Source organism: Gordonia otitidis NBRC 100426 (assembly GCF_000248075.1).
GTDB classification, from domain to species: Bacteria; Actinomycetota; Actinomycetes; order Mycobacteriales; family Mycobacteriaceae; genus Gordonia; species Gordonia otitidis.
Genome location: NZ_BAFB01000182.1, coordinates 44,115 through 57,894, shown reverse-complemented (window position 1 = coordinate 57,894; position 13,780 = coordinate 44,115). Strand labels below are relative to the sequence as shown.

The following is a 13,780-nucleotide window of genomic DNA, read 5'->3' as shown; positions in this document are numbered from 1 at the left end:
TCGGGCGGGGTTGCTCGTTGCCGCATGGGCAGGGCACTATCGGAAACCATGGCACGCCCCAGAAATCAACAGGCGCGCCGCGTCGAGATCGTCGATGCCGCGACCACGGCCATCGCAGCGCGCGGCTTGATCGGGCTGCGTCTCAAGGACATCGCCGACGCCGCAGGGCTCTCGCCCGGACTGATCAGCTATTACTTCCCCGGTATCGAGGAATTGTTGCTCGCGGTACACGAAGCGGCCGTCGACCGCTTCTACGAGAGTCGGCGGACGGCGATCGCGCAGAGTTCCGATCCCGTCACCCGCCTGCGCATTCTGATCGATCTCGGCATCTGCGATCCCGAGGACCCGATGTCGCCGGCACTCTACGAACTCCATCTGCACAGCGCACGGGTGAGTGCCCACGCAGAGCTGATGTCGTCGCTGTTCGAACTCGAATCCTCGTTGTACCGCGAAGTGATCGACGCGGGTATCTCGATGAAGGTCTTCGCCGAGGTCGACAGCGACCTCATCGCCACGACCGTGGTGGCCCTCGAGGACGGCTGCGGCATCCATGTCGTCGGACACAACGGCGCACTCGACGCGAAGCGTGCGCGATCGGCGGTCACAACGTATCTGCAAACGGCACTGAACTGCCCGGCCCTGGCCGGCACGCTCGCGCCGTGACCGCGACGTCGGCTACTCGACCGTGCGCGGTCGACACAGGTTGTCGGGGTGTAACGCCCGCTCGAGTGCGTCGTCGTCGAGTAGAGCCGAACGTCGGACGAGGTCGGGGATCGACGAGCCTGTGGCGATCGCCTCGGCGACAAGTGCTGTGGTGGCCTCGTAGCCGAGGACCGGGTTCAGGGCTGTCGCGATACTCGCGGAGGTGAACACCGCATCACGCATGCGTTCCTCGCGAGCCGATATCCCGCGGATACACCGCTCACCGAGGACGCGCACCGCGGCGCTCAGGTGCGTCAGAGACGACAGCAGCGCGCGGGCGATGACGGGCTCGAATGCGTTGAGCTGCAACTGTCCTGCCTCGGCGGCGAGTGTGACGGTGAGGTCGTTGCCGATCACCTCGAAAGCGACCTGGTTGACAACCTCGGGGATGACCGGATTGACCTTGCCCGGCATGATGCTCGATCCGGCCTGCACCGGCGGTAGCACGATCTCGCCGAAACCCGCTCGTGGACCAGACGACAGCAGACGCAGGTCATTGCAGATCTTCGACAGCTTGACGGCGGCGCGTTTGGTGACGCCCGACAGTTGCACGAAGGATCCCACGTCGGACGTCGCTTCGACGAGGTCGCCCGCGGTGGTCAACGGCAGACCGGTGATGCGTCGCAGACGTTCGCACGCACCCGCAGCGTATGCCGGATGGGTGTTGAGTCCGGTGCCGATCGCGGTGCCGCCCAGGTTGATCTCGGCGATGAGGCTGATGGCCTCGTCGATCCGGTCGGCGTCCTCGCCGATCGTGACCGCGAACGCACCGAACTCCTGACCGAGCGTCATCGGCACCGCGTCCTGGAGTTGCGTGCGACCGAGTTTGAGTATTCCGCCGAACTCGAGGGATTTCTCCGAGCACTCGGTGGCGAGCGCGCGCAGCGCAGCCGACAGGTCGCTTGCAGCGGCGCCGAGCGCGACCTTCACCGCTGTCGGATAGACGTCATTGGTGCTCTGACCGAGGTTCACATGCTCGAGCGGATGTACCACCTGGTACTCGCCGCGGGAGTGGCCGAGCAGTTCGAGCGCCCTGTTCGCGATCACCTCGTTGGCGTTCATGTTCGTCGATGTCCCGGCCCCACCCTGGATCTGGTCGACGACGAACTGCTCGTGCAGTGCTCCGCAACGGATCTCGGCACATGCCGCGACGATGGCGTCGGCAATCCTCGGATCGAGAGTTCCGAGCGCCCGGTTCGTCTCTGCGGCAGCCTGTTTCACCGCCGCGAGCGCGACTACGAGGTCGGCGTGGGTCGATATCGGTACGGAACTGATGGGGAAATTCTCGATCGCCCGGACGGTGTGCACGCCGTAGTACGCATCGGCGGGTACCTCGCGGTCGCCGAGCAGGTCGTGTTCGATGCGCACAGCATCGCGGCCGTCAGCGATCATGTGTCGGACTCGAATCGTGCTGTGCGGCCCGCGCGCACGGCGATCCCCGGATACTCCGTGCCGTCTGAGAGCTCTGCATCCTGCGTGCTCAATGTCCCTTGCGTCATCAGCCGCGTGCGGATCGAGTCGACCTGTGCGGCATCGACCACTGTGCCCGCGAGCGCCAGAGCACCCTGAGCGATGGCGGCCTCGGCCGCGGCGGTGAGCGTCGCGGCTGCGAATTCGGGCTGATGATTGACTGCGGGAAGCGAATCGATCCCGATGTAGGGGTGTATCGAGGGAAGAACCTGCGAGACGTTGCCCATATCGGTCGACGCGCGCGCCATGGTGGCGTCGGGGCCGGAGCCGAATCGACGTCCAGCGGCGAGAGCGCGCCGTTCGTAGCAGCCGAGAAGCTCCTCGTCGGTGCGGAACTCGGCGTACGGCTTGGATTCGGGGGTCACCGTCAGCGACGCTCCGCTGGCGAGTGCTCCAGCCTCGAAGCACCGCATGACGCGGGGTTCGACCTCGGCGAGTTCGGCCAGCGTCTCGGCGCGTACGTACCAGCGTCCCTCGGTGTGTTCGGCGATGGAATTGGGGGCCTCGCCACCGCGCGTCATCATGCCGTGCACGCGAACGGAGGACGGGAGTTGTTGCCGCAGCAGCCCGATGGCCACCTGTGCGATGGTGAAGGCGTCCGCGGCGTTCACGCCGCGCTCGGGGTATGCCGCGGCGTGCGCCGACTTTCCGCGGTAGTCGATGTGGCTGTGCGACACAGCGAAAGGTCGCGCACGGGCAACGTCGGCCGGGCCGGGATGGACCATCGCGGCGGCGTGCTGACCGTCGAACCCGCCCCGCTCCAGCAGTTCGATCTTGCCGCCGCCGCCTTCTTCGGCAGGGGTGCCGATGACGGTCAACGTGACTCCGAGATCGTCGACCAGTGGAGCCAGTGCATGTGCTGCGCCGACCGTGATCGCGGAGATCAGGTTGTGCCCGCACGCGTGGCCGAGGCCCGGCAGGGCGTCGTATTCGGCGCAAAGGGCGATGTGCAGGTCGCCGTTGCCGATGCTCGCGGTGAACGCGGTGTCGAGTCCACACCAGCTTTCTGCGACAGTGAAACCGGAGTCGGCGAGCGCGCCGGCGACCCGCGCGGCCGAATAGGTTTCCTCCCAGGCGGTTTCGGGGTGCGCGTGCAGATCGTGGGAGAGCGCGATCAGGTCGGCGTGCGATCTGTCTGTCCTGGTACGCAGTGCGTCGTCGACGGTGCTCACAGGTCCCCCGGAACCCCGTAGGAGGGAGCGCGGGTCGGGTCGACACCGCGCACGCGATAATCGTTCTTCTGCGGACGCCAGATATCCCACAGCGCGCTGAGATCGGCGAGCGGGTCGTCGGCGAAGTCGACACGCAGATCCGTCACCGGCCACGCAACGTCCTCGACGACGACGAGGCCCGCCGAATGTACCGGCCCCTCCTCGCCTCCCGCCTCCAGCGCGGTGCGGAGCCCGTCGAGCAATCGCCGCTCGAGAGCATCCGCCGTGCTCTGTGCATAACCGGACATCAGAGCGTCGAGCACCGCGACGTCGGCGAGCATGTTTCCCGCTGCAACGGCCTGATCGCCCTCGAGGCCGCCGTAAATGCCGAGACTACGAGGTCCCGAATGCAGCGCTGTCGCCCCGTTGGCGTCCACCACGGTGACCTGGCGGTACTCGGCGTGCGACTCTTCCGACAGTGCTGTGGCGAGTGCCTTCTCGGCGCCGAGTCCGTCGGCCAGACCGTCGAGGACCGCGGGGCCGAGTGCCGGGTTGGTGACATTCTGTGAGGCGACGACACCCACACCCGGGCGTACGTGGGCGCAGCGAGCGGCAACCGCGGGGCTCGACGAACACACGACGATGCCGAACGCGCCGCTCTCCGCGTCGCGGGCGACGAGGGACATCGTCATCGCTCTGCGCCCGCCTGTTCGCTGAGTACGGCGGTTGCGTCGATCTCGACGAGCCATTCCGGCCGTGCAAGCGCGTCGACGACGAGACCGGTCGAGACCGGGTACACGCCCTTGAGCCACCGGCCCATCACGCGATAGACCGTCTCGCGGTAGCGGATGTCGGTGAGGTAGACGGTGACCTTGACGATGTCGCGCAGAGAACTGCCCGCCTCGTCGAGGAGCATGGCGATGTTGCTCATCGCCTTCTCTGCCTGCGCCTCGACGTCGCCGATGCCGACCGACTCGCGGGTGTCGAGGTCCTGCCCGATCTGACCGCGCAGATAGACCACGCCGCCCGCGACGACGGCCTGGCACAGGTCGTTGTCGAGATTCTGCTCCGGGTAGGTGTCACGGGTGTTGAAGGGTCGGATGCGGGTGTGTGTGACGTCAGGGCTGACTGCTGCGCTCATACGGGATGCTCCTCCTGCTGAGATGGGTGGACCGGGTCAGGACATTGCTTGTGTGGCAAGAGCATCGGAGTCGTTGTGCTGTGCCGATGTCTGTGTCGGTGCCGGGATGCTCTCCTGGTGACGATCCGGGCGGTAGGCCAGATAGCCGCGCTGGATGGCGATCTGGTCGGCCAGGTACTTGGCGTCGTGCCACACGCCCCAGATGAAGCTCGATCCACGCCGCGACAACCACGGCAACCCGAGGAAGTACACGCCGGATTCGGGGGAGACGCCGCGCTGGTGGATCGGCCTGCCCCGGTCGTCGAATGCGTCGACGCGGAGCCAGCTGTAGTCGTAGGCGAACCCGGTGGCCCACACGATGGTCGTGATCCCGGCCGCGGCGAGGTCGAGATGGGAGATCGGGTCCGTGACACAGTCGGGGAGTGGCCCGAGTTGATGCGCTTGCGGTTCGGCGGGCAGGTCGAGTCCGTTGCGGGCGATGTAGTCGTCGGCTTCGCGCAGCATCGCAAGGTAGCTTGCATCGCCGTTCTCGATGTTCGTGCGCAGGTCCGGTGCGAAGGTCATCGTCGTGCCGTCGAAGTGTTCTGCGCGGCCGAGCAGGGTGATGCCGCTCGCCGCGAGGTCACGGAAGTCGACGGTGTGCCCGCCGCCTGCACCGCTGACGGCGATGGTCACGTGCTCTGCCCCGACGGGCGGTGCGGCAGCGTCCCATTTTCCGAGAACACCCAGCCACCAACAGAAGTCGCGGCCACGATAGCTGCGCGGAGGTCGATCGTGCGGGCCGACGGCGAGATGGGTCGGGCGACCGGAGGCGCGGAGTTCGGCTGCGATCTGTACGCCGGACGATCCGGCGCCGATCACGAGGACGCCGCCGTCAGGCAGTTCTTCGGGATTGTGGTAGTCGCTCGAGTGGATCTGATGCAGGGGCGCCTCGCGCGGCACGACGTCGGGGATGACAGGTGTCTGGAATGCGCCGGTGGCTGCCACCACGAACCCCGCCTCGATCGGTCCGTCGGACGTCTCGACGTGAAAACCGTTGTCGCCCTGCTTCTTGCGAACCGACGTTACTTCCACACCGGTCCGGATGGGTGCACCGATCTGCTGCGCATAGGCGTTCAGGTAGTCGGCGACCTGGTCCTTCGTCGCGAAGGCGTCGGGATCGACCGCGAACTGCATTCCGGGGAACCGGTCGTGCCACGCCGGGCCGTTAGCCACGAGTGAGTCCCAACGCCAGGTGCGCCATCGCTCCGCGACGCGGTCGCGTTCGACCACGAGATGACCGATGCCCTGAGCGCTGAGGTGCTCGCTCATCGCGATGCCTGCCTGGCCCGCACCCACGATGAGAACCTCGACCTGTGTCGTCGTGGTGTTGCCGACCATCTCTACCTCCGCTGTTCGGTTCGTCTGCCGTCCAGTCAATGATCGCCGCGTCGACTGCATCTGTACAGCGGGCATAACAGAGGTATTACATCTATTGAACCGATGTAGCGTGCCGACTCGAGATCGAACGGGTGCCGCCGAAGCTCGCAGGGTCAGCGATCGTGGCCGGGGTAGGGGCGGTAGGCCCGGCGCGCGGCGGTGGCGACGACCTCGGTGAGGTGCTCGTCGCCGAGGACAGCGGGCGCGCCGGCGCTGACGGCCTTGAGGTAGACCTCGCTGAGCCATTCGACGACGCCGAGGTGCTCGCATGCGGTCTCGATGTTGCCGCCGATGGCGACCGAGCCGTGGTTTCGCATGAGTGCGGCGGTGCGTTCAAACAGCGCGTCGACGACGTACTTGCTCAATTCTGGACTGCCGAACACCGCATAGGGTGCGACCCTGACCGAGCCGCCGACCATCGCGGCGTCGTAGTGGATGGGCGGGAGGACCTCGGTGATCGCCGACACCGCTACCGACGCGAGCGGGTGTGCGTGAGCGATCGCCGACGCCGACGTCGACCGGTACAGGTCGAGGTGGAACTGCAGCTCGGCGGTCGGGCGGTAGCGGGTCTCCACGACGACAGTGCCGTTCATGTCGACGACGACCAACTGACCGGGCTGTACGGAGTCGAGTCGGGCACCGGACGGGGTGACCAGAACGTGATCGCCGACGCGCACCGACAGGTTTCCGCCAGTGCTCAGCGACTTGCCTGCCGCCGCCAGGTGATGCGCGGCGACGCACAGGGGTACCCGCTGATCGACGATGTCCACGTCTTCGACCGTAGCCCGTGCACCCGCTTCGGCGCAGTGAGACGACCTCGCTCTCAGGTCTCGATCCTTCACGACGCCTTCCGAACGACATCACGACACCTTCACACGAGACAGGGAGTGCCCGATAAGCGACATCCCGCACAGAGTCGGCATCGACGGCGCCACTACACAGGATGTGTATCAGGCGTTGACCACCACCGACGGACTCGCGGGCTGGTAGACGGAGGACGTGAGCGGTAGTCGTGACTCGGGTGGGGTGCCCGAATTCCGTTTCCGCCGGTCGCGGATTCGACACCACGGTGCTCGAGACGGTGCCGTCGGAGCGTGTGCGATGGGTGAGATCGGTCGGATGAGCCGTGCGGCCACGGCACGTCGACGGCCGCTGGGTTCAGCGCAATGAGTCGTACTCAGCGCAACGAGTCGTACACCGCCTTCTCGAACTGCAGATACGCCGACAACGCCGCCGGATCCCCGAACGGGAACAACTGCGTGGCCCACACGCCCGCGATTCCCGCCCGACGATCCGCCCAGAAGTAGATGTTGGCGAGCCCGGCCCAGCCGAAGCTGCCCGCGGATCGCCCGGTCGGCGCATCCTGCTCGTTGGTCATCCCGACCAGCGACCAACCCTTGGCGATGCCGGGGAAGAACTCCATGCTGTGGGTTCGGCGTGGGTCGACGCCGGGCAGCGCGGTGACGGCACCGGAACGTAGCTGGTTGCGGGTCGCGGAGCGCACGGTGTCGGGGTGCAGGATCTGCTCGCCGTCGTCGGAGCGGCCATCGGCGAGCCACATGCGCAGGAACGTCAGAAGATCGCCGACGGTGGAGTACAACCCCTGTCCGCCGAGGTCGACGGCCGGGGTATCGGGCGCGGTCGGCCGACGCAGGGGCTTGAGCGAACCGTCGGGCATCCGCGCGTGGATCGTCGACGCGCGCTCGAGTTTCGCCTCGTCACGCGCGAACGTCGTGTCGCGCATACCGAGTGGGGTGAGGAGGCGTTCGCCCATCACCGTGCCCAGACGTGTGCCCGCGATGGCCTCGATCACCAGGCCGACCCAGTCGAGACCGATGCCGTAGAGCCACGCGCTGCCGGGGTCGAACACCAACGGTGTACGCAGCGATTCGATGCTCCCGGTGGCGACGTCGGGGACCGACAGTGCCTTCGCTGCGCGCGATGTGTCCTCGTCGAAGAAGGTGTAGCCGAAACCTGAAGTGTGGGTGAGTAATTGTCGGGTCGTGATCGCAGTCCGCGGAGCCCGTAGGATCGGTGTGCCCGTGCCGTCGAAGCCGGCGAGCACCGCGACGTCGCGCAGTCGTGGTTCGTACTCGGCGGCCGGGGCATCGAGGTCGAGCAGGCCGTCGTCGACGAGCTGGACGGCGACGGTCGCCGTCAGCGACTTGGTCACCGAATACATCGAGCAGATCGCGTCGGTCGCAATAGGTTCACCGGTGCCCGTCGACTTCTCGCCACGGGCTGCGACGCATTGGGTTTCGGCGGTGGTGCTGACCCCGGCGATGACCCCGGGGAGTCCGGACGGTCCGAGATCGAGGTGGTCGAGGTGGTCGTCGACGGTCGCGGTGATCGTGGCCGTACTGATGCTCATGCGAGTCCTTCGACGAAGTGTGCGATCCTGTCCAGGCCTTCGGTGAGGTCGGCGGTCGACGCGGCATAGGAGAGCCGCACATAACGGTCAGCTGTCGCGATGCCGAAATCCTTTCCGGGAGTGAGGGCTACATGTGCTTCTGTGAGTGCGCGCTCGCAGAACTCCCACGAGTCGAGTCCCGTCTCGGAAACATCGATGTAGACGTAGAACGCGCCGTCGGGGGCCACCGGTATCTTCAGCGCCGTCGGGGTGAGCGCGTCGAGGACGAGCTGGCGCCGCTGAACGAACTGGCGCCGCCGGTCCTCGCACACCGCAAGCGATTCGGGGGTGAAGCAACTCAGCGCGGCGAACTGCGCAGGGGTGGGCGGGCACACGTAGAAGTTCTGCGCGAGACGTTCGACGGCGTCGACGACGTCCGCTGGCAGAATGCACCACCCGAGTCGCCAACCGGTCATGCCGAAGTACTTCGAAAAGCTGTTGACCACAACGACGTCCGACGACAGTGACTGATCGGCGAGGACGCTGCGCGGCGGGCGGCCGTCGGCACCGGGATCCGACAACCCCAGATAGATCTCGTCGACGATGCTCCATCCGCCGCGCGCGGAGACACGGTGGCACAGGTCGGTGAGCTCGTCGTGACGCAGCGATGTGCCGGTCGGATTCGATGGCGACGCCACGATGACGCCGCGGGTGTCATCGCTCCACGCGGCGTCGACTGCGTCAGCCGTGAGTTGGAACCGTTCGGGAACCCCGGTGGGCACCAGTTGCACGCGCGCGCCGAATGCCTGGGCGAACTGTCGATTGCAGGGGTACGACGGATCGCCGATCAGTACGTCGTCGCCCTCGTCGATCAGGGTCGCGCATGCGAGGAGCAGTGCTGCGGACGCTCCGGAGGTCACCGCGACGTTCGCCGCGGTGACTCCGTCAGCGCGGAAGTGGTGACGATAGAAATCGGCGATGGACTCACGCAACTCCGGCAGGCCGAGCGCGCCCGTGTAGGTCAGCGGTCGACCGTCGGTAACCTCCCGTGCCGCGGCGAGAAACGCGGGTGGTGCACCGAAGTCGGGTTCGCCGATGTTGAGTCGGATCACGCGCCGCCCCCGCGACTCGACGGCGACGGCCCTGCTCGCGAACTCCATCGCGTAGAACGGAGCGACCTGCTGCGCGCGGTGCGAGATCTTCATGAGGTCATTCTGCGCGCCGACGTTCGAGGACCCGATCGCCGGGGCGTTTGATACTTGATCGGCGGGCGTTTGACCTCTGCTCGGATGCCTCCTGAGCCCACGCGCGGGCCGATCAACGGAGGTTGCAGCCGCGAGGTCCGCCACAACGTCCACGCGGCGCGATCGGCGGTCGACCTACCGCACAAAGCGCTCCCGCTCACCGGATGAGGTGAGCGGGAGCGAGATTGGTGAACGCGTAGCGGTTCAGGGCACGTAGTTGAACGTGTCCGGATCGGGTCCGCGTCGCTTGTTCTTGTTGAGGCCGTCGATGGCGGCCATGTCGTCGCCGGTCAGCTCGAAGTCGAAGATGTCGAAGTTCTCCTCGACGCGCGAGCGGGTGACCGACTTGGGGAAGATGATGTCGCCACGCTGGATGTGCCAACGTAGTGTCACCTGGGCAGTCGACTTGCCCTTCTCCTCGGCGATCTTCTTCAACACCGGGTCGTCGAGGACGTCGCCCTGTGCAATCGGCGACCACGCTTCGGTCGCGATGCCGTGATCGGCGTTGAACGCGCGCAGGTCGTCCTGCGTCAGGTACGGATGAACCTCGATCTGGTTGACAGCGGGCACGATCTCCGTCTCGGCGAAGAGTCGCTCGAGGTGGTGCTTCTGGAAATTGGACACGCCGATCGCGCGCGCCTTGCCGTCGGCGTAGATCTTCTCCATGGCCTTCCATGTGTCGACGAAATCGCCGACCTCTGGCAGCGGCCAGTGGATCAGGAACAGATCGACGGCGTCGACGCCCAGATCGGCCAGCGTCTGATCTGTCGCCTTGATCGCATCGTCGTAGTCGTGGTGGTTGTTGTTCAGTTTGCTGGTGATGAACACCTGATCGCGTGGGACGTCCGATCCGTTCACGCCCTCGCCGACCTGCTTCTCGTTTCCGTACATCTCGGCGGTGTCGATGTGGCGGTAGCCGACGTCGAGCGCAGTGCGCACGGCGTCGACGGTCTTCTCCGGCTCGATCTGGAACACGCCGAATCCGAGCTGGGGAATCTGGAGCCCGTTGTTGAGGGTGATGAGTGGCACTGTCATGGAACACCTTTCACTTCGTTGGGATCGATCCCGGGGCCGTCAGGACGCGCGGTCTGCATCCGCGAGCGGGATCGGGGTGTGGCTCAGCAGGGGCAACCAGCGCGGCTACTCCCATGGGTGCCGGTTCAGGGCAACAGTACGAACTTGCCGCGGGGATGCGAGGTCAGGAGATCCTCGAGTGCTTGTCCCGCTCGATCCAGGGGATAGGTCGCCGCGATGTCGGTGACCAGAGCTCCCGAAGCGGCGTCGGCGATCAGTCCGTCGACGGCGGCCGCCCGGTTCTCCTTGCTCTGGGGAGTGCTGCCGTTGACCAGGACGATGCCGTCCTCGCCACGTCCGAACGCTGCGATGCTCACGATGCGCGCGCGATCGGCGACGAGTTCGAGCGACACGTCGATCGCCTCGTCCGTGCCCACGGTGTCGATCGCCGCGGTGACGCCGTCGGGCGCCGCGGCACGGACCCGGTCGGGCAGACCGTCGCCGTACGCCACCGGGGTGGCGCCGAGTTCACGCAGGTACTCGTGGTTGGCAGGTGAGGCGGTGGCGACCACCGTCGCGCCGATTCTGAGTGCGAGCTGGACCGCGATCGACCCGACGGCACCCGCGCCCCCATGGATCAGGACGGTGTCGTCTGGCGTGATCGCGGCGGTGGCCACCACGTCGGCTGCCGTCACTCCCACGAGGAGAAGTCCTGCGCCGTGCTCGGCGTCGAGCCCTGCGGGTCGGGAATGGACGGAGGAGAGATCGACGACGACGTGATCGGCGAACGCGCCGGGTGCCGGATAGACGATGACCTCGTCGCCGGGAGTGAAGGTGGTCGGCGGGGTGTCGCCGGTCGAACTGCCGACCGCACGGACGACACCCGCGAGTTCATGTCCGATGGGCAGGGGCAGCTTCGATGTGTCGCCGCCCATGGCTCCGGAGACGGTCTTCGCATCGATCGGGTTGACCCCGATCGCGGTCACGTCGATGACCGCCTGGCCAGTGTCGGGGAGGGGGAGTTCGGCCTTCACGATCTCCACCACGGAGGTGGGATCACCGTATGCGGTTGCCACGGCTTGCCGCGCGGTGACGGCAGCCGACTCTATGTCGAGGGTGTTCTCGTTGGTCGGTGTCTTCGCTGAGCCAGTGTTCGAGGACTCTGTGTTCGTTGCATCGGCCATATCTGGTTCAAGGCGCAGTCGCTGCGGTGCTATTCCGATCCGAAGGTCACCGTCCGGTGTCGATCGCGCTAACTCCGACGAACAGGCAGGCCTCGACCCCGCCACTCGCGGCGTGAGTGACACGACACTCATCACCCGGCTCCGCTCAGCGTCGAAACCATGCCTCCGCGGCGTCACTCAGTGCTTTCTCGATGCGGAGCCTCGACGTCTCGGCGAGGTTCGCGGGTAGGTCATCGGGCGCGAACCACGCGACCTCGGTGTTCTCGTCGTCGGCCGCGCGTGGTGTTCCGGCGACGTGGCGGACCAGGAAGCACACGTCGAGGTAGCGAGTCTGATCACCGTTGGGGTAGGTGACCATCGGAGTGACGTCGACGCTGGTCAGCCGTACCACCTCGGCGTCGACGGCGGTCTCCTCGGCGATCTCGCGAACGATGGCACGCGCAGGCTCCTCGCCGGGCTCGAGCACGCCCGAGACGACCGCCCATTCCGCGGTGTCGGCGCGATGGGTGAGCAGGATGCGCCCGTGATCGTCACGGACCACGCCACTCACACCGGAGAGCCACAGCGGCGCGTGCCCTACGTGGGAACGCAGGTCGGTGATGAATTCGGGGATGGGCATGGCGACCATCTTGCCGTGGTGGTGACACTACGAGCACGTCGACCTGTCCGCGCCGACGGCGGTCGCGTCGCAACGTCGGCCGAGTCTGACCGTGATCTCCTGCGCCGGGCGCATGGCAGGATCGGTCACGGGCCGGATGCGCAGGCGAAAGGTGGTAGGCGATGCGTGGTAGAGGTGTTTTCGTGGCGTTGGTCGCGATCGGACTGATCGGGATCGTGTGGGCGATCGTCGACGTCATCGATCGCGGCTGGTCGAGCGTTCCCGGTAGCACATGGGTGTGTGCAGCGCTCGGTCTCGTACTCGTCGCCTTCGCGCTGTATCGCGAATTCGGCGGACAGCCGCTGGTCACCGTCAACGACGAGAACATCGCAGAGGAGTACGAGGCGCAGAAGCGCGCAGACGGGTTACCGGCCAATTGGGTGGTCAAACCCGGCTATTCGGACGCGCAGAGCGACGCCGCCCTGGGGCGCGACGACACACCGCCGACGTAGGCCCGTCCGGTCGTCGACGACGGACGCGTGCGACACGGTGCGGGGTCAACGCCCGTGTGCGGCGAATCTGTCGGTGGGCGGTGCTTCACTGTCATGTGCGCCGCATTGAGCCACTGAACATGCGCGCGGCGCCGTGTGTCGCGGATGAACGGCACACAGCGCATCCGATCGCCGAGACGAGGCCTGGCCGCATGAACGATCCCACCCCACACGATGTGTCCCACCGCCCATCCGCCGAGTCCGCCTGGACAGCCGCCAGAGAGTGGTTGGTCACCGAGCTACGGGTGATGCCGTCAGCGGCCGTGCTCGACCTCGGACCCGCTGGACACGACGCCGCCGCCGATGCCGACGCCGACGTGGAATGTGCGCAGATACATGTCCTGCAGGGCAACGTTTACCTGGTGCGACTCTCGACAGGGCTGATGGGGCGCCCCCGGTTGGCCGGCTACTCGGTGCCTCGGTCGGCCCGACACCGATGGCACCTCGACGACAGTTTCGACGACTGCACTCACGGCTACCTCACCAGTGATTCCGCCGAGCTCATCGCAGATGTGTGCATCGGCTGGTTCCGGGATCGATGCGCCTGGCCCTCTCCCGACTCGATGGGATGGAGCTACACCGCGCCGCAGCCGGCTCGGGGATGCCCCTGATCTTTCCCCCAACTGCCCGCCGAACAGGTGCTTTCCGTACCGCACACGCGCAAGGTGGAGTCATGACCACTTCATACGACAGCACCGGCACATCATCGAACAACAACGGCAACGGCTCGGGAATGGGCTTCTGGAAGGTCCTCGGCATCGTTGTCATAACGCTGATCGCGCTCGCACTTCTCGGTCCGATCCTCAAGGGACTCTTCTGGATCGGACTCGTCGTTCTCGCGATCTACGGCGGTTACATGCTCTTCCGGTCGTCACGGTCCTCGAAGTCGGACCGAGGCTCCACGGGTTTCTGACTTCACTCAAGCGCTCGCCCGTGAATTCGCCAGTTAGACAGAC

General features: G+C 66.3%; 15 protein-coding genes. 4 read left to right on the top strand and 11 right to left on the bottom strand.

The annotated features are described in order from the left end of the window. Positions 1-48 precede the first annotated feature (48 nt). Positions 49-663: a TetR/AcrR family transcriptional regulator gene (locus GOOTI_RS17715; RefSeq protein ID WP_007239991.1), complete on the top strand. Its 615-nt coding sequence runs from the start codon at positions 49-51 to the stop codon at positions 661-663. A gap of 12 nt (positions 664-675) precedes the next feature. On the opposite strand, the gene GOOTI_RS17710 is transcribed toward GOOTI_RS17715, so the two are convergent. From GOOTI_RS17710 to GOOTI_RS17655, 11 genes are all read right to left on the bottom strand, one after another. Next, on the bottom strand, positions 676-2,094 hold the full coding sequence (locus GOOTI_RS17710) for an aspartate ammonia-lyase (RefSeq protein WP_007239990.1): 1,419 nt from the start codon (positions 2,092-2,094) through the stop codon (positions 676-678). Further along, positions 2,091-3,344, bottom strand: coding sequence for a M20 family metallopeptidase (locus GOOTI_RS17705; protein WP_007239989.1), 1,254 nt, complete (start codon positions 3,342-3,344; stop codon positions 2,091-2,093). The genes GOOTI_RS17710 and GOOTI_RS17705 overlap by 4 nt, the downstream gene beginning before the upstream one ends. After that, on the bottom strand, positions 3,341-4,015 hold the full coding sequence (locus tag GOOTI_RS17700; RefSeq protein WP_039994293.1) for a DUF1028 domain-containing protein: 675 nt from the start codon (positions 4,013-4,015) through the stop codon (positions 3,341-3,343). The genes GOOTI_RS17705 and GOOTI_RS17700 overlap by 4 nt, the downstream gene beginning before the upstream one ends. Then, a complete protein-coding gene (locus tag GOOTI_RS17695; RefSeq protein WP_007239987.1) occupies positions 4,012-4,464 on the bottom strand; it encodes a RidA family protein in 453 nt (150 codons plus the stop codon). Before GOOTI_RS17695 ends, GOOTI_RS17700 begins: the two co-directional genes overlap by 4 nt. Positions 4,465-4,500: 36 nt before the next feature. After that, entirely contained in the window at positions 4,501-5,844 is a 1,344-nt protein-coding gene (locus GOOTI_RS17690; RefSeq protein WP_007239986.1) for a flavin-containing monooxygenase, read from the bottom strand. Between the two features lie 152 nt (positions 5,845-5,996). Next, positions 5,997-6,653: a class II aldolase/adducin family protein gene (locus GOOTI_RS17685; protein ID WP_007239985.1), complete on the bottom strand. Its 657-nt coding sequence runs from the start codon at positions 6,651-6,653 to the stop codon at positions 5,997-5,999. 407 nt (positions 6,654-7,060) lie between these two features. Then, positions 7,061-8,254, bottom strand: coding sequence for a serine hydrolase domain-containing protein (locus GOOTI_RS17675; protein WP_007239984.1), 1,194 nt, complete (start codon positions 8,252-8,254; stop codon positions 7,061-7,063). Further along, the gene (locus GOOTI_RS17670; RefSeq protein WP_007239983.1) at positions 8,251-9,438 is read right to left on the bottom strand and encodes an aminotransferase class I/II-fold pyridoxal phosphate-dependent enzyme; all 1,188 of its coding nucleotides are present in this window, start codon (positions 9,436-9,438) and stop codon (positions 8,251-8,253) included. Before GOOTI_RS17670 ends, GOOTI_RS17675 begins: the two co-directional genes overlap by 4 nt. A 243-nt stretch (positions 9,439-9,681) precedes the next feature. Beyond that, complete coding sequence (locus GOOTI_RS17665; RefSeq protein WP_007239982.1) at positions 9,682-10,512, bottom strand: aldo/keto reductase; 831 nt, start codon at positions 10,510-10,512, stop codon at positions 9,682-9,684. Positions 10,513-10,637: 125 nt separating this feature from the next. Further along, the gene (locus tag GOOTI_RS17660) at positions 10,638-11,675 is read right to left on the bottom strand and encodes an NADP-dependent oxidoreductase (protein ID WP_007239981.1); all 1,038 of its coding nucleotides are present in this window, start codon (positions 11,673-11,675) and stop codon (positions 10,638-10,640) included. A 145-nt stretch (positions 11,676-11,820) separates the two neighbouring features. Further along, on the bottom strand, positions 11,821-12,294 hold the full coding sequence (locus tag GOOTI_RS17655; RefSeq protein ID WP_007239980.1) for an NUDIX hydrolase: 474 nt from the start codon (positions 12,292-12,294) through the stop codon (positions 11,821-11,823). Between the two features lie 182 nt (positions 12,295-12,476). Between GOOTI_RS17655 and GOOTI_RS17650 the strand changes: the two genes are divergently transcribed. The 3 genes from GOOTI_RS17650 (at position 12,477) to GOOTI_RS17640 (ending at position 13,737) form a co-directional block, all read left to right on the top strand. Beyond that, entirely contained in the window at positions 12,477-12,785 is a 309-nt protein-coding gene (locus GOOTI_RS17650) for a hypothetical protein (RefSeq protein WP_233425527.1), read from the top strand. A 191-nt stretch (positions 12,786-12,976) separates the two neighbouring features. Further along, a complete protein-coding gene (locus GOOTI_RS17645) occupies positions 12,977-13,435 on the top strand; it encodes a hypothetical protein (protein WP_007239978.1) in 459 nt (152 codons plus the stop codon). A gap of 62 nt (positions 13,436-13,497) precedes the next feature. Next, positions 13,498-13,737, top strand: a complete 240-nt coding sequence (locus tag GOOTI_RS17640; RefSeq protein WP_007239977.1) for a hypothetical protein — start codon at positions 13,498-13,500, stop codon at positions 13,735-13,737. Positions 13,738-13,780 lie beyond the last annotated feature (43 nt).

Coding starts and splice junctions, on each gene's coding strand:
- GOOTI_RS17715 (WP_007239991.1), top strand. CDS start 49: ATGGCACGCCCCAGAAATCAACAGGCGCGCCGCGTCGAGATCGTCGAT.
- GOOTI_RS17710 (WP_007239990.1), bottom strand. CDS start 2,094: ATGATCGCTGACGGCCGCGATGCTGTGCGCATCGAACACGACCTGCTC.
- GOOTI_RS17700 (WP_039994293.1), bottom strand. CDS start 4,015: ATGACGATGTCCCTCGTCGCCCGCGACGCGGAGAGCGGCGCGTTCGGC.
- GOOTI_RS17695 (WP_007239987.1), bottom strand. CDS start 4,464: ATGAGCGCAGCAGTCAGCCCTGACGTCACACACACCCGCATCCGACCC.
- GOOTI_RS17690 (WP_007239986.1), bottom strand. CDS start 5,844: ATGGTCGGCAACACCACGACGACACAGGTCGAGGTTCTCATCGTGGGT.
- GOOTI_RS17675 (WP_007239984.1), bottom strand. CDS start 8,254: ATGAGCATCAGTACGGCCACGATCACCGCGACCGTCGACGACCACCTC.
- GOOTI_RS17670 (WP_007239983.1), bottom strand. CDS start 9,438: ATGAAGATCTCGCACCGCGCGCAGCAGGTCGCTCCGTTCTACGCGATG.
- GOOTI_RS17665 (WP_007239982.1), bottom strand. CDS start 10,512: ATGACAGTGCCACTCATCACCCTCAACAACGGGCTCCAGATTCCCCAG.
- GOOTI_RS17660 (WP_007239981.1), bottom strand. CDS start 11,675: ATGGCCGATGCAACGAACACAGAGTCCTCGAACACTGGCTCAGCGAAG.
- GOOTI_RS17655 (WP_007239980.1), bottom strand. CDS start 12,294: ATGCCCATCCCCGAATTCATCACCGACCTGCGTTCCCACGTAGGGCAC.
- GOOTI_RS17645 (WP_007239978.1), top strand. CDS start 12,977: ATGAACGATCCCACCCCACACGATGTGTCCCACCGCCCATCCGCCGAG.
- GOOTI_RS17640 (WP_007239977.1), top strand. CDS start 13,498: ATGACCACTTCATACGACAGCACCGGCACATCATCGAACAACAACGGC.